Source organism: Streptomyces sp. ALB3, assembly GCF_044385685.1.
Classification (GTDB): Bacteria; Actinomycetota; Actinomycetes; order Streptomycetales; family Streptomycetaceae; genus Streptomyces.
In genome coordinates, this window is sequence record NZ_JBISCE010000039.1 from 219361 (window position 1) to 240299 (window position 20939).

Genomic DNA, 20939 nt, shown 5'->3' on the forward strand with positions numbered 1-20939 from the left:
ATGCGTCTGACGGTGAGGCGCACGATCGGCAACGGTCGCGCGGGTGCGGTGCGGTGCGTCGGGCGACAGGACGGGGCCGGCGGTCACCGGACCGTGCGGGCAGCCTGCTCGACGATGCGGGTGACGGCTTCGGGGCGGGATACGGATACCGCGTGCGACGCGTCGATCGTCGTGGTGCGGGCCTTGGCGCGGGCCGACATGAAGCGCTGGGCGGCCACGGGGATGTTGCGGTCCTCCGTGGTGACCAGCGACCAGGAGGGGATCGTCTTCCAGGCGGCCTGGGTGGACTGCTCCTCCAGAGCGGCGGCGGCGATCGGACGCTGCCCTGCGGCCATGAGCCCGGCCTTGGCCTTCGGCACATCGGCGGCGAACTGGCTGCGGAACTTCTCCGGCTGGATGTACACGTCCGCGCCTTGACCGCCTTCGGGCAGGGAGTAGTCGACGGACTCGACGGCCTGGCCGAGGGTGCTGCCGGGGAACTTGTTCGTCAGGCCGATCGAGCTCTCACCGGTGTCGGGCAGGAACGCCGCGATGTAGACCAGCGCCTTCACCTTGTTCTCGAGGCCCGCGGCGGCCTGGCTGATGACCGTGCCGCCGTAGGAGTGACCGACCAGGACCACGGGCCCGTCGATGTGGCCAAGGACGCTGCGCAGGTAGGCGGCGTCGGTCGCCGGACCGCGCAGCGGGTTGGCGGCGGACACCACCGGGTAGCCGGCGCTCTGAAGCCGGGCGACGACACCGTCCCAGCTCGCGGCGTCGGCGAACGCCCCGTGTTCCAGCACGATCGTCGGGCGTTCGGGGTGCTGGGGTGCCGCGCCGGCTGTGGTGGGCGAAGTGACGGTGGCGACGGACAGGCCTACGGCCGTGATGACACCGAGCAGCGCGGATCTGCGGCTCGGAAGGGCCGGACGGGCGATGCGCATGAGTGACATTCCTCTTGGTCGGTTGGTGGTCCTCTACGGACCGTGCGGGCTGAGCGGGCCGGTGCGTCCGAGGAGCAGGGCCCGAAGTCACCTCGCCGGTGACCGCGTTCACGTGCGTCCGCCCTTGCTGCGTGTTCCGCACTGATCGGACTGCTGGTGGCCGTCGGCGGCACCCGTAAGGAGAGGCGGTTGCGGGTCTGCGGCTCGAGTGGCCCTGAGGTATCGCTCTCGGCCGGTCACCGGGGAGTGGGGCGCCCTTCGTCTCGTACGACGGCAGGACGGCCGGACCGGTTCACCCGAAGACGGGCTGCTCGTGCGGGGACGGTGGGGCGGGTTGTGGCGGGCACCGCGAGCAGCGGCTTCCGTACGTGCTCGGTCCTGCGGCCGAGGGGACGCCGCAGCCCTCCCGCTCGGCAGGAGACTCCGCGGGCGGAGCTGTGACCGGTGGGTCAGGCTGCCGTCTCCGGGGTGCGCCCGCAGCGGGGCGCGGCAGCACCACCGATGACCAGGGCATCGGCCAGTGCGCCGGGAGCGAGAGAGGCAGAGCGCCTCGGCTCCGTCGGGCCGGACGAGGAGGACCACGGGTGCGCGAGGGGAACTCCGCGCCTCAGTCGGTGGATTCCAGGACTGCGTAGACGTGCTTGATGTAGTCGTGGGTGCGTTCCGAGCCGAGGACCCCGTCGCCCACCCGGTTCATCGTGTACGCGAACGTGACGCCCCGGTCGAGGTCCATCATGACGATCGAACCGCCCCGGCCGACCCAGAAGCAGATTCTGCCGGTGGGCATGTTCGGCATCGTCCTCGGGTCGGCGAGTGCGAAGCCGATGCCCCAGCGGACGGGGACGCCCAGGAACAGGTCGACTCCGTCGGCCTGTACGTCGAACACCTTGTCCACCGTCTCCGCGGAGAGAAGCCGGAGGCCGTTGCCCTGGCCGCGCCGTGAGATGGCGGAGAGGGCACGGGCCATACCTCGTGCGTTGCCGTGGCCGTTGACTGCTCCGAGCTCCGCGGAGCGCCACTGCGGTGTGTCCACGTGCTCGTCGCGGGCGGGGCTTCCGAGCAACGTCCTGGTGAAGATCCCTTCGGGATCGAGGCCGGTGGGTATCCCGGAAAGCTGCGAGGGGGCCACCAGATCGGCGATGCGCGGCCAGTCGGCCTGGCGCGCACCGATCTGGACGTCGGCCTGCGCCGGCTTGGCGATCTCGGTGTCGACGAACTCCGTCAGCGTCCGGCCGCTGACCCGCCGGACAAGCTCTCCCACCATCTGTCCTTGTGTCTGCACGTGGTAGCCCGAGGCGGAGCCCGGCTCCCACCACGGGGCCTGCGCGGCCAGCCGGGCACTGGCGGTGGGCCGGTCGTACAGGTCTTCCATGGTGAAGGGCTGCTCCCAGGCGGAAAGTCCCGAGGTGTGGGACAGGACGTGCCGCACCTCGATGTGTTCCTTTCCCTGGGCGGCGAACTCGGGCCAGTAGTGCGCCACGGGGCGGTGCAGATCCAGCGCGCCCCGGTCGACGAGGACGAGGGCCGCGAGATTGGTGAGGGTCTTCGTGGTCGACCACATGCTCACCAAGGTGTCCCGCTGCCACGGCACCGTCCGCGCTCGGTCCGCGTGGCCGCCCCACAGATCGACTTCCATGACCCCGTCCACATCGACGGCGATCGACGCCCCCACCTCCTCGCCGGCTTCGAGGTGCGCTGCCAGCGCCGCTCGTACCGGTTCGAACCGGGCAGTGCTCGTTCCCTCGACGACCATGTTCTTCTCCACTCCGGACGACAACCGTTCGCTCACCCAACGGGCTGAACGTCACAGCGGTTCACGCATCGCCGCAGGTCATGCCATGGAGAAGGTCATCGGTGACGACATCCGCCGGGCCGATGCCGAGATGCGCCCACGCAGTGTCCCGGTCACTGCCGAGAGCGCCGTGGCAGATCGCGACCGCGCCCGAAGCGACGCGCTCACGTGGTGAACGGGAGCGCCCTTCTCCACGTTGCGCTGATTGGGACGCGCATGCGTCCCTGCGATGCCGCCGTGCGCTGCGGCCCTCGGCGGCACCACCTCACCATGGAAGGAACAACTCACCAGTGAAGCGCTTCATCACACGCCTCGCGGTAGTCGCGGCGGCCGGGGCCATGGCCGTCGTGCTGCCTACCTCGTCGGCGTCCGCCATCAACCGCACCGATTGCAACGGACTGGGTCTCCTGTCGCTTCACAACGCAGGCGGCTCCCTCTGCTTCGCCAACGCGGGCGTGCAGAGCGTGGCGATCTACGGTGTGGACCGGATCTGGACCGGAGACAACAAGGTCACCTTGGAGTACGTGCCGAGGCTGGGCGCGCCGGCGACCGGCATGACCGTGGACAAGTGGCATTTCGGCAATGTCCCCGGCGAGCCCATCCACAAGATCACGAAGATCAGGATCTGGTAGCCCCGCCGGTGCGGACGAGGTGACAGCGGGTCCTCGTCAGCGATGACCTCGCCGGGCCGGGTCCGTCGAGCCCTCTCGGCGTCGCCTCTCCAGGGCGGGGGCCGCGGCGGCCGTGCCCGTCCTGGGGCTCGGTCCGCGGCGGCTCCGGTGGAGAATGCGCCGGGGCTTCCCGCGGGCGAGCCTCGTCCGGCACGAGCGGGGGCCTGGGCGAGTACCCGGTTCGGCGACCGTTCGGCCGGTGACAGTCCGGCGTCGAGCGGGCGGCGGTGGCCCAGGAGGTCGGCAGCGGCGCAGGCGCTCTCGGCGAAGCTCGGAACGTTCCGGCGCACCCGGATCCGGACGAGGCGGTGGGTGCGCGCGGCGTCAGTTCCTGAGCGCGGCGCGGCAGGGTCTGCGAGATCCGCAGAAGGCGCCCCCGCCCGTACGTCACCTGGGCCCTCGGGAGAGCTCCGGCGAGCACCCGCCTCGGGGCGGCTAGACCCCCAGGATCCCCTGCTTCTCCAGCTCCTTGCGCAACGCCCGCACGGCATAGAAGGCACGGCTCTTGACGGTGCCGGGCGGTATGCCGAGGTGCTCGGCAGCCTGACTCACGCTGCATTCCAGGACGTACATGAGGCGGATGACGGTTTGCTGCTGCTCGTTCAACTCCCCCAGGGCCTGCACCACCACGTGGGAGTTGATCGTGGATGCCGTGCTGTCGCTGGATGTGTCCAGCTCCTCCACGGGCATGAGCTCCAACGGCCTGACCTGGCGTGCCCGGTGGTGGTCGATGACGAGATTCCTGACCACGGTGAACAGCCAGGGTCTGAGGCGTTCGTTACGGCTGCCCAGGAAGCGGGCGTGTTTCCAGGCGCGGGCCGCGGTCTCCTGGAAGATGTCCTCCGCCTTGTGCCAGTCACCGTCCAGCAGCCGCGTGGCGTACCGGACGAGCAGAGAGCCGTACTGGTCGTAGATGTCCTTGACGAAGGCGTCGCAGTCAGCGTCCGACGCGAGGTGCCGGGTCTGCGACGGAGCCGGAACGAGGGCAGTGGCCTCCGTTTCCATGATCCCGTTCATGAGAGGTTCCCCATCTGTCCGTGTGTTCCGTGGCGTGCAGAGGAAAGGACGCCGGCTTCAGGTGGCGAGGAAGTCGATCAGAGCGGCGTTGACCTCGGCCGCGTGGGTGAGCAGCAGTCCGTGCGGAGCGCCGGCTATCTCGACGTATCGCGCGTCGGGCAGGCGCCGGCGGAACTCGCGGGCCGTGGCGTCGATCGGCAGGATGCGGTCGGCGGTCCCGTGCAGGATCAGCGACGGCACATCGATGCGCTCCACGTCGGCCCGGAAGTCCGTCAGCCACGCCGGGACGCACGCATGAGCCGCCATGGGCGCCGAGCCGATGGCGGTGACCCAGTTCGCCCGCAGCGCGGCTTCGCTGAGCCGCGTCCCGAGCGTCTCGTCGGTGTTGAAGAAGTCGACGAAGAAGCTCTCGTACCAGGCGTAGCGGTCGGCCTCTGCCTGCTCCGCGATGCCGTCGAAGACGCTCTGCGGCACACCGGCGGGGTTGTCAGGCGTCTGCAGCAGGAACGGCTGGAGCGAACCGAGGAACGCCGCCTTCGCCACCCGCTGCGAGCCGTGGACGCCGAGGTAGCGGGCGACCTCCCCCGAGCCCATCGAGAACCCGACGAGAACCACGTCCCGCAGGTCCAGCTGCGTGAGGACGATGTCCAGGTCGGCGGCGAAGGTGTCGTAGTCGTAGCCCGTCATGGTCCTGCTCGACCGGCCGAAGCCACGGCGGTCGTAGGTGATGACGCGGTAGCCGGCCTTGACCAGCGCCTCGGTCTGCTTCTCCCACGACTGCCCGTCCAGCGGGTAGCCGTGGATCAGGACGACCGGCTGTCCTGCCCCGTGGTCCTCGTAGTAGAGCTCGATGCCGGTCGAGCCCTCGGCTCCGACGGTGATGGTCCCCATGGTGTGCCTTCCCGCCCGTCCGCCGTGTGCGGACCGGGCATGGCGCAAACCTAGGAAACGAGCAGGGGGGATCGCGTCCGTCGGACTACGTCTTCGGCGTACGTCATGGCGCCGCACCTCCGGCGTACGTCATCGTGCCGCCCAGCACCCCGGCGAGCTCGCCGCGTGAGGCCACCCCCAGTTTGGGGAACATCCGCTGGAGATGGGTGCTCACCGTCCTGGGCGAGACGTACAACCGCTCGCCGATCTCCCGGTTCGTCAGACCCTGCGCGGCGAGCTGGGCGACATGCAACTCGGTGGAGGTCAGCCGGTCCACCGCGGCCGGGTCCTGGCGAGGGGACGACGCCCCCGCGGCGCGCAGCTCCTGCCGAGTCCGCTCCGCCCATGCCGACGCGCCGAGGGCGTCGAAGATCTCGCGCGCGGCCTGCAGGGAGGCGCGGGACTCCGCGGGCCTCCGGTGCCGCCTCAGCCACTCGCCGAGGGCGAGGCACGCCCGCGCCCGCTCGAACGGCCATTCTGTGGGTACGGCGTCGAGGGCCGCTCTGTAGAGCGGCTCGGCGCCGTCCTGCGGGCTCAGCAGGGCCCGGCCCAGCCGCAGTCCGCAGAGCAGGGCGGGCGAAGAAGTCGTTTCCCCGAACGGGGTCAGCTCCTGCACGAGGTCGCGCGCCGCCTCCGGGGATTCGCTGCGCACTGCCGCCTCGACCAGTTCCGCGACCGCGTAGAAGCGCAACCAGGGATGGAAGGCGGAGTCAGCCGGGTCGAAGACACGGTGCAGGTGCCCGTACGCGTCGCCGTAGCGGCCCTGGCAGAGGGCCGCCTGCCCGCGGGCCATCTGCACGATGGCCAGTACGGGGCGCCCTCCGCTGGGAAGGGCCGCGCGCTCGGCTTCCGCAGCCCACGCCTCCGACGCCGGGTCGCCGCTGACGGCGGCCAGCTGCGCGCGGATGGCGTTCACCATCGCGTGCACGAGCGGCTGACCGGTCTCGCGGGCCAGTGACGCGGCCTCCTCCGCGGCGAGGTGACCAGCGCGCACGTCACCCAGCCGTGCTGCGCTCCCCGCCTGGACGCAGAGGGCGCGGGCAAGCATCGACAGCCTGCCTTGCGCGCGCAGGGCGTCCAGCGACCTCGTCGTCAGCCTGCTCGCCAGGGCGGGAGCACCCACCGTCACGGCGGCGCCCCCCAGGAGCTGGTCCCCCTCCGGGTTCTCCGACGAGCGCTCCATCTGCCCCGTCAGGCCTTCCATGACCCCTGCCCCGCGCTCGACCGGGGCTGAGTACGCCCGCAGAGCGACCAGGTCGGCGTTGTCGGCATGCAGGGGCATCCGGTCGGCGGCGGCCGCGACCCGCTCGCGGGCGGCCGGCCCCGGCTCTCCCCAGAAGCATTGCAGGACCGCGCCCCACAGCATGCGCAGCCCCAGTGCCGGTTCGCCTCCAGCGGCGATCTCGACCGCCAGCTCGGCGAGTGCGGCGGTCGCGGCACCCTCGCCCCGTGTCCCCTCGGCCAGAGCGATGCTGACCCAGGCCGCGCGGCCTCGGTCCCGGACCGAAAGGTCCAGTTGTCGCGCCTCGGCCAGCAGAAGTGCCGCGACCTCTCCTTGGCCCGACTCCAGCGCGAGCTCCGCCGCCCGGAGCAGCCGGTCCGCCCGCGCGGACGGGTCCTTCGTCAGCTCCGTGGCCCGCCTCAGTGCGGCGAGGGCTGCGGCTACACCGCCTCGCCGCAGGGCTCTGCCGGCAGTGGAGTCCAGCTCCCGTGCTACTCGTTCGTCGGGGCCCGCGGTGGCGGCCGCACGGTGCCATGCCTGTCGGTCGGGCTGCCCCTGGAGCGCGGCGGCCAGAGCGGCGTGAGCGGTCCGTCGTTCCGCCACGGTGGCGGCGTGGTACATCGCCGAGCGGACGAGCGGGTGCCTGAAGGCCAGCCCCTGGGTCTCCACCAGCCCCGCGTCGACCGCCGCCTCGAGAGCGGTGACGTCGACCACCGTTCCGAGCATCCGGGTCGCCGCGGCGAGGCATTCGTCCATCGTGCCGTCACCGTTGAGGGCCGAGAGGAGCAGAACCGTATGGGTGTCGGCCGGGAGGCGGGAGACCCGTGCCGTGAAGGTCCTCTCCAGCCGTGCGGTCAACGGCAACGGACCCGGGTTGAGCGCGTACGCCCCGCCGACCGACCGCAGCGCGACCGGCAGCTCGGTCAGCGCCAGCGGGTTCCCGGCGGACTCCTCCAGCAGCCGCCGCCTGACCTGCTGTCCCAGGCCGGGGGCCACCGCGTCCAACACCTCGCCCGACACCTCGTCCGTCAGCGGACCCAGGTGCAGCACAGGCAGGCCGGCGCTGCTGAGGCGGTCGTCGAGGCGCCGGGTGACGGCGACCAGGACGAGGGGGTCGGACTCGATCCGCCGCGCCACGAACCCGAGCACGTCGAGGCTGGCATGATCCATCCAGTGGGCGTCCTCGACGACCACCAGCAGCGGCGCCTCTGCTGCCGCGTCCGTCAGCAACGTCAGCGCGGCCAGGCCGACGAGGTACAGATCGGGGACGGCCTCGTCGACGAGCCCGACGGCTGCGAGCAGCGCATTGCGCTGACGCTCCGGCAAGTCGCCGATTCCGTCGCGTAGTTGGTGCACCAGCTGATGCAGGCCGGCGCAGGGCAGGTTCTCCTCCGACTGGACCCCCACAGCAGTGATCACCTGGGTCCCGCCGCGCGCCGCCGCGGCCGCGGCCTCAGCGACCAGCGCCGACTTGCCGACCCCCGGCGCACCGATGATCACCATCGCGCCGCCCGACCCGGCGGCCCCCTGCTCGACCAGGGCAGCCAGCGCGCGACGCTCCGACTCGCGCCCCAGCAGCGCCCGCCTCTGCATGCCTCACTCCGATTCCCTGCGTCTCCCCGGCACCCGAGGGCTCCGCGTCTTCGGGGAACCGGGCGACTCGGCGGCATCTCCACCGGCAGGCGATCCGGAGGCCGGGGCCGGGATGCCATCCGCACAATGGTATGCACGCCGCCGGGTGTAAACGACCGCGGTCCGCGCCCGTGAAACCGAGCCGCCGGGATCACGGCGGGGCCGAACGGCTTCCGGGTCTCGCCCTACGGCCTGCGGCCTGCCGCAGGTGCTGCGGCTGGGTCACCGACCGCACGCCCTCCTCGCGCTCTCCCTCTCCTGAGCGGCGGCGGCACACTGCCGCGGCCCCCTCGGTCAACGGCCGGAGGAGGGCGACATCAGTGGGGTGGGCACACCGGTCAGCAGCCGTGGGATTGCTCACGACGCACTCAGCGTGCGTGAGCCACAAAAAGGCCAGGTCAGACGCGTCTGGAGTGCGCCCGCCCGCCACGACAGCGGGTCAGGGCCGCACGGCGCGCGGCTGGTAGCGCACGGAAAACCGCCACGAGATCCACGTTTCCCCAGGCCAGAACGATTCTGCCCAGGGACGCTGGGTGGGGCGGGTGGGACTCGAACCCACGGCCGACGGATTATGAGTCCGCTGCTCTAACCGGCTGAGCTACCGCCCCGTTTCGGCGTGGCGCGTACAAGTGTGCGCGCCGTCTGCCGCAGCATAGCCGGTCATACGATCTCCTGCTGCGGATGGTCGGCTTCGCGTGACCATGAGGACAGCGCTGCGTGCTGCCCGGTTCCAGGCGGTGCGGAATCACCCCGAAAGTGTCACGGACCGCCCGGGTGCGGGCACACGAAAAAGGACCCCGAAGGGCCCTCTCCCGCATCGCTCCCCCGACTGGACTCGAACCAGTAACCCTCCGGTTAACAGCCGAATGCTCTGCCAATTGAGCTACAGGGGATCGCGCTCCCCCGACTGGACTCGAACCAGTAACCTGCCGGTTAACAGCCGGCTGCTCTGCCAATTGAGCTACAGGGGATTGCTGCGGTGCCTCGAATCGAACCTGCCTGGCTGCTGCCGAGCGGCGCGCGTTCGCTGCGACACATACATTAGCGCAAGCAGGGGGGTGCTCCGCCAATCGGTATCCCCTGGGGTGATCTCAGCTGTGTGCGGGTAGGCGGGCAGCACACGTCGCACGGAGCGAAGGAAGGGTGGCAGCCATGCGGTACCGGCTCACGTTCATCGCCGGAGTGGCCCTGGGGTACGTGCTCGGCGCGCGTGCCGGGCGCGAGCGTTACGAGCAGCTGAAGAGGGCCGCGCAGCAGCTGGCCGAGAATCCCGCTGTGCGGAACGCGGCGGAGTCCGCCGCGCACGGCAGCCGGGACTTCGCCGGCAAGGCCTACCACTCGGTGAGCGAGAGGGTCGGGGACAAGGTCCCCGTCTCCGTCTCCGACCGGGTGCGCTCGCTGCGGGAGCGCAGCGGCCACAACGGCAGCGACGACTGGGGCACGACGAACACCTGAGGTCCGTTCCCGTACCGGGCACACCGCCCGGTACGGGAACGGTCCCGGGTGCGGCAGAATCTTGTCCATGGGCATAGTGGCCGGCTTGGACAGTTCATCCGCCTTCACGCACATCGTCGTCTGCGACACGGACACCGGTGCGGTGCTGCGGCAGGGGTACGCCGCGCATCCCGTCGAGGCCAAGGCCTCGGAGGTCGATCCGCAGGCGTGGCTGCTCTCACTCGGTGAGGCGGCCTCCGGAGGGCTGCTCGAAGGCGTGCAGGCCATCGGTGTGTCCGCGCAGCAGCACGGCCTGGTGCCGCTGGACCACCAGGGCAATCTCGTACGGCCGGCGCTGCTCGGCAACGACCGGCGGGCCCAGGCCGCCGCCGCGGACCTGATCGACGGGCTCGGAGGGCGGCAGCCCTGGGCCGAGGCAGTGGGGGCCGTGCCGCAGGCCGCGCAGCCCGTGGCGAAACTGCGGTGGCTGGTGCGGAGCGAGCCCGAGAACGCGCGGCGGGTCGCTGCGGTCCTCCAGCCGCACGACTGGCTGGTGTGGCAGCTCCTCGGCCGGCCCGCCCGCCGGACGACGGACCGGGGTGCGGCGTCGGGCACCGGCTACTGGTCTGCGGGCTCCGGTTCCTACCGGCCCGATCTCGTGGAACTCGCGCTCGGCCACCAGGCCGCGCTGCCGGAGGTCCTCGGTCCGGCCGACGCCGCCGGGACGACTCCCGAAGGGCTGCTGATCTCGGCGGGCACCGGCGAGACGATGGCCGCGGCCTTCGGTCTGGGCGTCGCCGTCGGGGACGCCGTCGTCTCGCTGGGAGCCTCGGGCTCGGTCATGGCCGTGCACCACGAGGCGCTGGCCGACCCGACGGGGATGATCACCTCCTTCGCCGACGCGACCGGCATGCACCTGCCGGTGGTCCACACCTCGAACGCGGTACGCGCACTGCGCGGTACGGCGGAGATGCTGGGGCTCGGCGGTCCGGACGAACTGTCCGCGCTGGCGCTGAAGTCGACGCCGGGCGCGTCGGGACTCGTCCTGCTGCCGTACCTGGAGGGTGAGCGCACCCCGCGTCTCCCGCACACGGCGGGAACCCTCAGCGGGCTGCGGCGCGAGTCGATGAAGCCCGAGCACCTGGCGCGGGCGGCCTTCGAGGGGATGCTGTGCTCGCTGGCCGACGCGCTGGACGTGCTGCGGGGCCGTGGCGTGGAGGTGCGGCGGGTGTTCCTGCTGGGCGCGGCGGCCGAGCTGCCGGCCGTCCAGGCGCTGGCGCCCGCGGTGTTCGGCACCCAGGTCGTCGTGCCGCAGCCCGCCGAGTACGCGGCGCTGGGTGCGGCTCGGCAGGCGGCGTGGGCTCTCGGGGTCTCGCAGGGGACGCTCGATCCGCGCACTCCCCCGGCCTGGCAGGGCGCGGCGGCGCAGGTGCTGGAGCCGGGTGAGGAGCTCCCGGTGGGCCGGGCGGTCCGCCAGCAGTACGGGGCGACCCGGGACCAGATCCACCCCGGGGCGTTCGACGGGGCCGTCTGAAGCACGCGTGCCCCGGATTTGACCGGGGCTTGAGGAAAAGTGTTGGCAGTCGTGGTCCGGGGTGCCGGAGGATGGACCGGCCTCTGCCCTTCGCCGACTCCGAGAGACTCGTGTGCTCATAAAACTCCTGCGGACCTACCTGGGTCCGTACAGACGTCCCATCGTGCTGCTGGTGCTGCTCCAGCTGCTGCAGACGTGCGCAAGCCTCTATCTGCCCAGCCTCAACGCGGACATCATCGACAACGGTGTCGTGCGGGGTGACACGGGCTACATCCTGGAATACGGCGCCGTGATGATCCTCGTCAGCACCGTCCAGGTCGTCTGCAACATCGGGGCCGTCCACCACGGCGCCCGGACGGCCTCCGCGCTGGGGCGGGACGTGCGGGCGTCGGTCTTCGGCCGGGTGCAGTCGTTCTCCGCGCGCGAGGTGGGGCGGTTCGGGGCCCCGTCGCTGATCACCCGTACGACCAATGACGTGCAGCAGATCCAGATGCTCGTCCTGATGGCCTTCACGCTGATGGTCTCGGCGCCCATCATGTGCGTCGGCGGCGTCGTCATGGCGCTCGGCCAGGACGTCCCGCTGTCGGCGGTGCTGCTGGCCGTGCTGCCCGTGCTCGGCGTCTCGGTGAGCCTCATCGTGCGGCGGATGCGGCCGCTGTTCCGCACGATGCAGGTGCGGCTGGACAAGGTGAACCGTGTGCTGCGCGAGCAGATCACCGGCAACCGCGTCATCCGCGCCTTCAACCGGGACGCCTACGAGGAGGAGCGTTTCCGCGGCGCGAACACGGAGCTGACGGACGTCGCGCTGTCGACGGGACGGCTCATGGCCCTCATGTTCCCGACGGTGATGACCGTGGTGAACCTGTCGTCCATCGCCGTGGTCTGGTTCGGGGCGCACCGCATCGACAGCGGCGGGATGCAGATCGGGGCGCTCACCGCGTTCCTCGCCTATCTGATGCAGATCGTCATGTCGGTGATGATGGCCACCTTCATGTTCATCATGGTGCCGCGCGCCGAGGTCTGCGCCGAGCGCGTCCAGGAGGTCCTGGAGACCGAGTCGAGCGTGGTTCCCCCCACCGCTCCGGTCACGGAGCTGCTGGAACACGGGCATCTGGAGATACGGGGCGCGGAGTTCCGCTACCCGGGCGCCGAGGAGCCGGTGCTGCGCTCGGTCGATCTCGTGGCACGGCCCGGGGAGACCACCGCGATCATCGGGTCGACGGGCAGCGGCAAGTCGACCCTGCTCGGGCTGGTGCCGAGGCTGTTCGACGCGACGGACGGTGAGGTGCTGGTCGACGGCACGGACGTGCGGACGCTGGATCCGGTTTTGCTGGCGAAGACCGTGAGCCTGGTCCCGCAGAAGCCGTACCTGTTCTCGGGGACGGTCGCGACGAACCTGCGGTACGGCAATCCGGACGCGACCGACGAGGAGCTGTGGCACGCCCTGGAGGTGGCGCAGGCGAAGGACTTCGTGGAGGGGCTGGAGCATCGCCTCGACGCTCCGATCGCCCAGGGCGGCACCAATGTCTCGGGGGGCCAGCGCCAGCGTCTCGCTATCGCGCGCACCCTCGTGCGGCAGCCGGAGATCTATCTCTTCGACGACTCGTTCTCGGCCCTGGACTATGCGACGGACGCGGCGCTGCGCCGTGCGCTGGCCCGCGAGACGGCGGGGGCGACCGTGGTGATCGTGGCACAGCGGGTGTCCACGATCCGTGACGCCGACCGGATCCTGGTGCTGGACGAGGGCCGCGTCGTCGGGGCGGGCAGCCATCACGAGCTGATGGACGGCAATGAGACCTACCGGGAGATCGTGCTCTCCCAGCTGACGGAAGCGGAGGCCGCCTGATGGCAGGACCGGGCGGACGGATGATGGCCCAGGGCCCCACCGAGCGGTCCATGGACTTCAAGGGGTCCGGGAAGCGGCTCCTGGGGAGGTTCGGGAAGGAGAAGTCCTCGCTGGGTCTGATGCTGGGCGCGGTGACGCTGAGCGTGGGGCTCTCCGTGGCGGGGCCGAAGATCCTCGGGGCGGCCACCGACCTGATCTTCGCGGGTGTGGTCGGGCGGCAGATGCGGGACGGCACGACGAAGGAACAGGCCGTCGGCGGGCTGCGCGAGCAGGGGGACGACGGGCTCGCCGACATGCTGACCGGGGTGGACTTCGTCCCGGGCGACGGCATCGACTTCGGTGCCGTCGGCCAGGTCCTGCTGGTGGCGCTGGTGGTGTACGTCGCCGCGGGTCTGCTGATGCTGGTGTCGTCCCGGGTCTCGATCCGGGTGATCAACCGGGTCGTGTTCCAGCTGCGCGAGGACCTGCAGACCAAGCTGGCACGGCTCCCGCTGTCCTATTTCGACCGGCAGCAGCGCGGTGAGGTGCTGAGCCGGGCGACCAACGACATCGACAACATCTCCCAGACGATGCAGCAGACGATGGGCCAGCTCATCAACTCGCTGCTGACCATCGTCGGCGTGGTGATCATGATGTTCTGGATCTCGCCGCTGCTCGCCCTGGTCGCGCTGGTGACGATCCCCCTGTCGGTGTTCGTCGCGACGCGGATCGGCAAGCGGTCGCAGCCGCACTTCGTGGCGCAGTGGAAGGTGACGGGCAGGCTCAACGCCCACATCGAGGAGATGTACACCGGCCACGCCCTGGTGAAGGTCTTCGGGCGTCAGGACGAGTCCGCGAGGGACTTCGCCGAGCAGAACGACGCGCTGTACGAGGCGGGCTTCAAGGCCCAGTTCAACAGCGGGATCATGCAGCCGCTGATGATGTTCGTGTCGAACCTGAACTACGTGCTGGTCGCGGTCGTCGGCGGACTGCGGGTGGCGTCGGGCGCGCTGTCGATCGGTGACGTGCAGGCGTTCATCCAGTACTCGCGGCAGTTCTCGATGCCGCTGACGCAGGTCGCCTCGATGGCGAACCTGGTGCAGTCGGGCATCGCGTCCGCCGAGCGCGTCTTCGCCCTGCTGGACGCCGAGGAGCAGGCACCCGACCCCGATCCGTCGGAGCGGCCGGCGGAGCTCCGGGGCCGCGTCGCGCTGGAGGACGTGTCCTTCCGGTACGACCCGGACAAGCCGCTCATCGAGGATCTGTCGCTGAGCGTGGAGCCCGGCCACACGGTCGCGATCGTCGGCCCGACCGGTGCGGGCAAGACGACGCTGGTCAATCTGCTGATGCGGTTCTACGAGGTGACGGGCGGCCGGATCACCCTCGACGGGGTCGACGCGGCGGAGATGTCGCGTGACGACCTCCGGTCGGGCATAGGCATGGTGCTCCAGGACACCTGGCTGTTCGGCGGCACGATCGCGGAGAACATCGCCTACGGCGCCTCGCGCGAGGTGACCCGGGGGGAGATCGAGGAGGCGGCGCGGGCGGCCCACGCCGACCGTTTCGTCCGTACGCTGCCCGACGGCTACGACACGGTGATCGACGACGAGGGAGCCGGGGTCAGCGCGGGCGAGAAGCAGCTGATCACCATCGCGCGGGCGTTCCTGTCGGACCCGGTGATCCTGGTGCTGGACGAGGCCACCAGCTCGGTGGACACCCGTACCGAGGTGCTGATCCAGAAGGCGATGGCGCGGCTGGCCCACGGCCGTACGAGCTTCGTGATCGCGCACCGGCTCTCCACCATCCGGGACGCGGACCTGATCCTGGTGATGGAGAACGGCTCGATCGTCGAGCAGGGCACCCATGGCGCCCTGCTGGCGGCCGGGGGGGCCTACGCCCGGCTGTACGCGGCTCAGTTCGCGCAGGCTCCGGCCGAGGTCGACTGACGGCGCCGTCCGCCGGCGGGACACGGAGATGCGGGGCGGGCGGGGACGGCTCGCGGGCCGCTCAGTCCAGGTAGCCGCGCAGCTGGTCGGCGAAGGCGTGGTCCCTCAGCTTGTCGAGGGTCTTGGACTCGATCTGGCGGATGCGCTCGCGTGTCACGCCGAAGATCCTCCCGATCTCCTCGAGCGTGCGGGGCCGCCCGTCGTCGAGCCCGTACCGCAGCTGGACGACCTTCCTCTCCCGCTCCCCGAGGGTGGAGAGCACCGCCTCCAGGTGTTCGCGGAGCAGCAGGAAGGCCGCGGACTCCACGGGCGAGGCGGCGTCGCCGTCCTCGATGAGGTCACCGAACGCGACGTCGTCCTCCTCGCCCACCGGGGCGTGCAGGGACACGGGCTCCTGGGCGAGGCGCAGGATCTCGCCGACGCGTTCGGGTGTCAGGCCGAGCTGGGCCGCGACCTCCTCGGGGGCGGGCTCGTACCCGCGCTCCTGGAGCATGCGGCGCTGGACGCGTACGACGCGGTTGATCAGCTCGACGACGTGCACCGGGACTCGTATGGTCCTGGCCTGGTCGGCCAGCGCGCGGGACATGGCCTGGCGGATCCACCAGGTCGCGTACGTGGAGAACTTGTAGCCCCGCGCGTAGTCGAACTTCTCGACCGCCCTGATCAGTCCGAGGTTCCCCTCCTGGACCAGGTCGAGCATGGTCAGGCCCCGGCCGACGTAGCGCTTGGCCACGGAGACCACCAGGCGGAGGTTGGCCTCGATCAGCCGGCGTTTCGCCATCCGTCCCATGACCACGAGCCGGTCCAGGTCGACGGCGAGCCGTGAGTCGGGGTCGGGGGTGCGGGCGAGCCGCTCCTCGGCGAAGAGTCCCGCCTCGACGCGGCGGGCGAGGTCCACCTCCTCGGCGGCGCTGAGCAGCGGTATCCGTCCTATCTCCCGTAAGTACTGGCGGAAGAGGTCGGACGTCGGGCCGCCTGCCTCCGGTCGGCTGCGCGGCTCGGAAGGCTCCACCGGTTCCTCCAGCACCGCTTCGGGCGTGCCCGCCGCCTCCGGGTGACGCGTGACCCGGTTCTGCGCGGGAATCGCCGGGACATGCTCGGTCAGGGTCGGCACGGTCCGGATCTGCACGGGGGCGGCCTCCAGGTGATCGCTGCTCGGTCGCGGGATGGGAGGTCCGCCCCGGGCGGACCGGCCGCGCTCCGATGACTCAGGCACCGCCACCCAGTGTGGCGTACGACACATCGCCGCCACGAGGGGCGTGCGGTGACTTTTTGCGCCCGGAGCGTGACAGGGCGCTGATACGGCTCAGAGCGCGGCGGCGCCGTGGTTCCGCAGCGACTGGGCGTACTGCTGGAGGACCCAGACCTCGTTCTGCGCGGCGGCCAGATGGTCGGGGGCGACGTTGCTGCCGAGCCGGGCGAGACTGCCCTGCACGTCGGCGATCCTGCGGTCGACCGCGCGGAGGCGGACCTTGACCAGGTGTTCGCCGGCGTACGACTCGTCGATGGACTTGCCGTGGAAGACCTCGACCGCGAGCTCGGTGACGAGCTTGCGCACCGTGTCGTCGGGGGTCGCGTCGAGCACCTGGACCAGGTACTCGCGGGTGTCGGCGACGCCCATCTCGGCGCCGCCCGCCTCCGCGATGCACTGGCGGACCGCCGCGTACGGCGGGGCGGTGAACTCGTCGACGCCGTAGGCGTCGAAGGCGGGGGAGACCAGGGCCGGCTTCTGCAGGGCGAGCTTGAGCAGCTCGCGCTCCGTGCGGTGGGCGGGGCTGCGGAGGTTGAGTGCGGGGCCGGACGGGGCCGCGGGGGCCTGGACCTGCTGGTGCCGGGCGCCGGCACGCGAGGGCGCCGGCGCGGGCCCTCGCCGCTCACCCCGCCCGCGCGCCCACTGGGCGAGCTGGTTGACCCGGCGCACGACGTACTCCTGGTCCAGGATGCCGACGAAGCCTGCCAGCTGGACCGCGACCTCGCGCTGCACGCTGCCCGTCTTGATCTTGGCGACGACGGGGGCGGCCTCGTCCAGGGCGGCGGCGCGGCCCGCCGGGGTCTCCAGGTCGTAGCGGCCGACGATCTGGCGGAGCGCGAACTCGAAGAGCGGGGTGCGGGGCTCGACCAGGTCGCGGACCGCGTCGTCCCCCTTGGCGAGCCGCAGGTCGCAGGGGTCCATGTTGTCGGGGGCGATCGCGATGTAGGTCTCGGCGGCGAACTTCTGGTCGTCCTCGAAGGCGCGCAGAGCGGCCTTCTGGCCGGCCGCGTCGCCGTCGAAGGTGAAGATCACCCGGGCGCTGCCGTTGTCCATCAGGAGCCGCCGGAGGATCTTGATGTGGTCACCGCCGAACGCCGTGCCGCAGGTGGCGATCGCGGTGGTGACCCCGGCGAGGTGGCAGGCCATCACGTCGGTGTAGCCCTCGACCACGACGGCCCTGCTCGACTTCGCGATGTCCTTCTTGGCCAGGTCGATGCCGTACAGCACCTGGGACTTCTTGTAGATCGAGGTCTCGGGGGTGTTGAGGTACTTCGGGCCGTTGTCGTCGTCGCGCAGCTTGCGGGCGCCGAAGCCGACGACGTCCCCCGAGGTGTCGCTGATCGGCCACATCAGCCGGCCGCGGAAGCGGTCGATGGGGCCGCGGCGGCCGTCCTGGGAGAGACCGGAGCTGATGAGCTCCTTGTCGCTGAAGCCCTTGCCGCGCAGGTAACGGGTGAGGTGGTCCCAGCCCGCGGGGCTGTAGCCGACACCGAAGTGGGCCGCCGCCTCCTGGTCGAAGCCGCGTGCGGCGAGGAACTTCCGGCCGATCTCGGCCTCGGGGCCGTTCAGCTGCTCGCGGTAGAAGTCCGCGGCGATCTGGTGGGCCTCGACCAGCCGGATGCGTTCGCCGCGCTGGTGGGAGGGGTTGTAGCCGCCCTCCTCGTAGCGCAGGGTGATGCCCGCCTTGGCGGCGAGGCGCTCGACCGTCTCGGAGAAGGTGAGGTGATCGATCTTCATCACGAAGGCGATCGTGTCGCCGCCCTCCTGGCAGCCGAAGCAGTGGAAGAGACCCTTGCCCGGGCTCACCTGGAAGGAGGGGGACTTCTCGTCGTGGAAGGGACAGAGGCCCTTGAGGTTGCCGCCGCCGGCGTTGCGCAGCTGGAGGTACTCGGACACGACGGCGTCGATCGGGACCGCGTCCCGGACCGCCTTCACGTCGTCGTCATTGATCCTGCCTGCCACGGGTGAAGTCTACGGGTGGGCCCGGCGGTCCGGGACCGGCCGGCAGCGGGCGCCCCGCTCCCGGCACCGGCCCGGCCACCGCCCCGGGCCACCGGTCAGGCCAGGGATTCCAGGGGCACCGAGGGGTCGCCCAGGGCGTGCGGGTCGACCGGCCGGGCTGTCCTGACCAGCTTCTGGATGCTCTCGGTGACGTCCCACACATTGACGTTCATCCCGGCCAGGACCCGGTGGTCCTTCAGCCAGAAGGCGATGAACTCGCGCTTGCCGGCGTCGCCCCGGATGACGACCTGGTCGTACGAGCCGGGCGGCGCCCAGCCGGAGTACTCCAGGCCGAGGTCGTACTGGTCGGAGAAGAAGTACGGCACACGGTCGTACGAGACGTCCTGGCCCAGCATCGCCCTCGCGGCGGCGGGACCGCTGTTCAGGGCGTTCGCCCAGTGCTCCACACGCAGCCGGCGGCCGAAGAGCGGATGGTCGACGGACGCGATGTCCCCGGCGGCGAAGATGTCCGGGTCGGAGGTGCGCAGGGAGGCGTCGACGGCGACGCCGCCGCCCTGCGACGGGTCCGCCATGGCGAGCCCGGCGGCTTCGGCGAGCGAGGTGCGCGGGGCCGCGCCGATCGCGGCGAGCACGTCGTGGGCGGGGTGCTCCTCGCCGTCGTCGGTGCGGGCGGCGAGGACCATGCCGTCCTGCCCGGTGATCTCGGTGAGGCGGGCGCCGAAGTGGAACCGGACACCGTGTTCCGCGTGCAGATCGGTGAAGATCTGGCCGACCTCGGGGCCGACCACGTGGTGCAGCGGGGTCGCGGAGGGGGCGACCACGGTGACCTCGGCGCCGTACCCGCGGGCCGCCGCGGCGACCTCGAGGCCGATCCAGCCGGCTCCGGCGATCACCAGGTGGCCGTTGTCGCGGCCGAGGGCGGCCAGGACGTTGCGCAGCCGCTCGGAGTGGGCGAGACGGCGCAGGTGGTGGACACCGGCCAGGCCGGTGCCCGGGATGTCGAGGCGGCGCGGCTCGGCGCCGGTGGCGAGCAGCAGCTTGTCGTAGTGGACGACCGTGTTGTCACCGAGCTGCACGGACCGGCCCGCCCGGTCGATGGAGGTGACCACCTGGCCGAGGTGGAGCTCGATGTCGGCGCCCGCGTACCAGGCGGTCTCGTGGACGAGGACGGAGTCACGTTCGTCCTTGCCCAGCAGGTATCCCTTCGAGAGGGGAGGCCGCTCGTACGGATGGTCGCGCTCGTCGCCGATGAGGATCACCCGGCCGCTGAAACCCTCCTCGCGGAGCGTCCCGGCCGCCTTGGCTCCGGCGAGTCCTCCGCCGACGATGACGAACGTCCGATGTGCGTCGACCACTTGCTGCCTCCTCGGTACTGTGCTGCGCGGCGCCGCCACCTGCGAGCGTCCCGCACGCAGCGTGACGGCGAAAGAGGGTGTGCCCCGATCAGGTCACCGCCACCGGCATGTGGCCCCGTCATGCTCCAGTCTGCCCAACGCCCGTGAGGATGCTGTGAAGGGACCGCGCGGAGGCGTCCGTGAGTGCGGCGATCTGGTCGACGAGGACCCGCTTGCGGGCCCGGTCGTCGGGGGCCGCGAGGTACAGGGCGCGGAACTGCGGTTCGAGTCCCTCGGGCGCCCGGGCGGTGAGGGCGGCGGCGAGTTCGGCGATGACGACGCGCTGCCCGGCGCGGATGACCTCCTGCTCGGCGCGCTGCATGACGTAACGGTCGGCGACGGCCTTGAGCACGGCGCACTCGTTGCGCACCTCGCGCGGCACGAGGAGCTCCGCGCCGTACCTGCCGAGCCGTCCGGGCCCGTACGCGGCGTGGGTGGCGGCCTCGGCGGCGAGGCAGAACCTGCCGATGAGCTGGCTGGTCGCGTCCTTCAGCCGGGCCTGGGCGACCGCGGTGCCGTCGTAGCCGTGGGGCCACCACTCCTGGGCGGTGAGCCGGTCGAGGGCGTCGGCGAGCTCCTGCGGGTCGGTGTCCGCCGGGACGTACCGTCCGACGGCGACGCCCCAGATCTCCTCGCGCTCCGGCTCGGAGAAGAGGCAGCCGGGGTCGATGTGCCCGGCGTGCAGCCCGTCCTCGAAGTCGTGCACGGAGTAGGCGACGTCGTCGGACCAGTCCATGACCTGGGCCTCGAAGCATCTGCCGTCCTGCGGCGCGCCCTTGCGGAACCAGGTGAAGACCGGCAGGTCGTCCTCGTACACCCCGAACTTCGGTGAGCCGGGGTCGGTGGGGTGGCCGCCCCGGGGCCACGGGTACTTGGTGGCGGCGTCCAGGGCGGCCCGGGTCAGGTTGAGCCCGACGCTGACGAGCTCACCGCCGCGGGGGTCGCGGACGAAGCGCTTGGGTTCGAGCCGGGTCAGCAGGCGCAGCGACTGGGCGTTGCCCTCGAAGCCGCCGCAGTCCGACGCGAAGTCGTTGAGCGCCTGTTCGCCGTTGTGCCCGAAGGGCGGGTGGCCCATGTCGTGGGAGAGACAGGCGGCTTCCACGAGGTCGGGGTCGCAGCCGAGCGCGGCGCCGAGCTCCCGGCCGACCTGGGCGCACTCCAGGGAGTGGGTGAGGCGGGTGCGGGGGCTGGCGTCCCAGGCCCGGCCGCGGGTGCCGGGCGTGACGACCTGGGTCTTGCCCGCGAGCCTGCGCAGGGCGGCGGAGTGGAGCACGCGGGCTCGGTCGCGCTGGAACGCGGTGCGGCCGGGCCGCTTGTCGGGCTCGGTGTCCCAGCGCTCGGTGTCAGCGGCGCCGTACGGCGTGTCCCTGGGTTCGTGCGTACCGTCCATGTCCCGACATTAGAC

The 20939-nt window shown here is 71.3% G+C and carries 15 protein-coding genes and 3 tRNA genes; 6 read left to right on the plus strand and 12 right to left on the minus strand.

Annotated elements, in window-relative coordinates; all coding sequences use genetic code 11:
• Nucleotides 1–83 precede the first annotated feature (83 nt).
• Both ACHFIV_RS25645 and ACHFIV_RS25650 read right to left on the minus strand, forming a co-directional pair.
• Nucleotides 84–923: an alpha/beta fold hydrolase gene (locus ACHFIV_RS25645; RefSeq protein ID WP_398973482.1), complete on the minus strand. Its 840-nt coding sequence runs from the start codon at nt 921–923 to the stop codon at nt 84–86.
• Between the two features lie 607 nt (nt 924–1530).
• Nucleotides 1531–2676, minus strand: coding sequence for a serine hydrolase domain-containing protein (locus ACHFIV_RS25650; protein WP_398973485.1), 1146 nt, complete (start codon nt 2674–2676; stop codon nt 1531–1533).
• Here ACHFIV_RS25650 and ACHFIV_RS25655 point away from each other — a divergent pair.
• Together ACHFIV_RS25655 and ACHFIV_RS25660 are read left to right on the plus strand one after the other, a co-directional pair.
• Nucleotides 2675–2890 (plus strand): hypothetical protein, encoded by a 216-nt coding sequence (locus tag ACHFIV_RS25655; protein ID WP_398973487.1) that lies wholly within the window; start codon nt 2675–2677, stop codon nt 2888–2890. The two genes, ACHFIV_RS25650 and ACHFIV_RS25655, sit on opposite strands and share 2 nt — an antisense overlap.
• A gap of 115 nt (nt 2891–3005) precedes the next feature.
• Nucleotides 3006–3347 (plus strand): beta/gamma crystallin domain-containing protein, encoded by a 342-nt coding sequence (locus ACHFIV_RS25660; RefSeq protein WP_398973490.1) that lies wholly within the window; start codon nt 3006–3008, stop codon nt 3345–3347.
• A gap of 474 nt (nt 3348–3821) precedes the next feature.
• On the opposite strand, the gene ACHFIV_RS25665 is transcribed toward ACHFIV_RS25660, so the two are convergent.
• The 6 genes from ACHFIV_RS25665 to ACHFIV_RS25690 all read right to left on the minus strand — a co-directional run bounded on the left by ACHFIV_RS25665 (nt 3822) and on the right by ACHFIV_RS25690 (nt 9158).
• On the minus strand, nt 3822–4403 hold the full coding sequence (locus ACHFIV_RS25665) for a sigma-70 family RNA polymerase sigma factor (RefSeq protein ID WP_398973493.1): 582 nt from the start codon (nt 4401–4403) through the stop codon (nt 3822–3824).
• Between the two features lie 57 nt (nt 4404–4460).
• Entirely contained in the window at nt 4461–5294 is an 834-nt protein-coding gene (locus ACHFIV_RS25670) for an alpha/beta fold hydrolase (protein WP_398973495.1), read from the minus strand.
• A gap of 103 nt (nt 5295–5397) precedes the next feature.
• A complete protein-coding gene (locus tag ACHFIV_RS25675) occupies nt 5398–8148 on the minus strand; it encodes an ATP-binding protein (RefSeq protein WP_398973498.1) in 2751 nt (916 codons plus the stop codon).
• 573 nt (nt 8149–8721) lie between these two features.
• Nucleotides 8722–8795, minus strand: a tRNA-Ile gene (locus tag ACHFIV_RS25680).
• Nucleotides 8796–9007: 212 nt separating this feature from the next.
• Nucleotides 9008–9080, minus strand: a tRNA-Asn gene (locus ACHFIV_RS25685).
• Nucleotides 9081–9085: 5 nt separating this feature from the next.
• Nucleotides 9086–9158, minus strand: a tRNA-Asn gene (locus ACHFIV_RS25690).
• Nucleotides 9159–9339: 181 nt separating this feature from the next.
• Between ACHFIV_RS25690 and ACHFIV_RS25695 the strand changes: the two genes are divergently transcribed.
• The 4 genes from ACHFIV_RS25695 to ACHFIV_RS25710 all read left to right on the plus strand — a co-directional run bounded on the left by ACHFIV_RS25695 (nt 9340) and on the right by ACHFIV_RS25710 (nt 14926).
• A complete protein-coding gene (locus ACHFIV_RS25695; RefSeq protein ID WP_398973588.1) occupies nt 9340–9642 on the plus strand; it encodes a YtxH domain-containing protein in 303 nt (100 codons plus the stop codon).
• A 67-nt stretch (nt 9643–9709) separates the two neighbouring features.
• Entirely contained in the window at nt 9710–11155 is a 1446-nt protein-coding gene (locus tag ACHFIV_RS25700) for an FGGY family carbohydrate kinase (RefSeq protein WP_398973500.1), read from the plus strand.
• A gap of 112 nt (nt 11156–11267) precedes the next feature.
• Nucleotides 11268–13001, plus strand: a complete 1734-nt coding sequence (locus ACHFIV_RS25705) for an ABC transporter ATP-binding protein (protein WP_398973503.1) — start codon at nt 11268–11270, stop codon at nt 12999–13001.
• Nucleotides 13001–14926 carry an ABC transporter ATP-binding protein gene (locus ACHFIV_RS25710; RefSeq protein ID WP_398973506.1) on the plus strand — a complete coding sequence of 642 codons (1926 nt, stop codon included), beginning with the start codon at nt 13001–13003 and terminating at the stop codon, nt 14924–14926. The genes ACHFIV_RS25705 and ACHFIV_RS25710 overlap by 1 nt, the downstream gene beginning before the upstream one ends.
• A 61-nt stretch (nt 14927–14987) precedes the next feature.
• Here ACHFIV_RS25710 and ACHFIV_RS25715 read toward each other — a convergent pair whose 3' ends face one another.
• From ACHFIV_RS25715 to ACHFIV_RS25730, 4 genes are all read right to left on the minus strand, one after another.
• The gene (locus ACHFIV_RS25715) at nt 14988–16055 is read right to left on the minus strand and encodes an RNA polymerase sigma factor (RefSeq protein WP_398973590.1); all 1068 of its coding nucleotides are present in this window, start codon (nt 16053–16055) and stop codon (nt 14988–14990) included.
• Nucleotides 16056–16232: 177 nt separating this feature from the next.
• Nucleotides 16233–18140, minus strand: coding sequence for a DNA primase (dnaG, locus tag ACHFIV_RS25720; protein WP_398973509.1), 1908 nt, complete (start codon nt 18138–18140; stop codon nt 16233–16235).
• A gap of 95 nt (nt 18141–18235) precedes the next feature.
• Nucleotides 18236–19495: an NAD(P)/FAD-dependent oxidoreductase gene (locus ACHFIV_RS25725; RefSeq protein ID WP_398973511.1), complete on the minus strand. Its 1260-nt coding sequence runs from the start codon at nt 19493–19495 to the stop codon at nt 18236–18238.
• 118 nt (nt 19496–19613) lie between these two features.
• Nucleotides 19614–20924, minus strand: a complete 1311-nt coding sequence (locus ACHFIV_RS25730; protein WP_398973514.1) for a deoxyguanosinetriphosphate triphosphohydrolase — start codon at nt 20922–20924, stop codon at nt 19614–19616.
• Between the last annotated feature and the right edge of the window lie 15 nt (nt 20925–20939).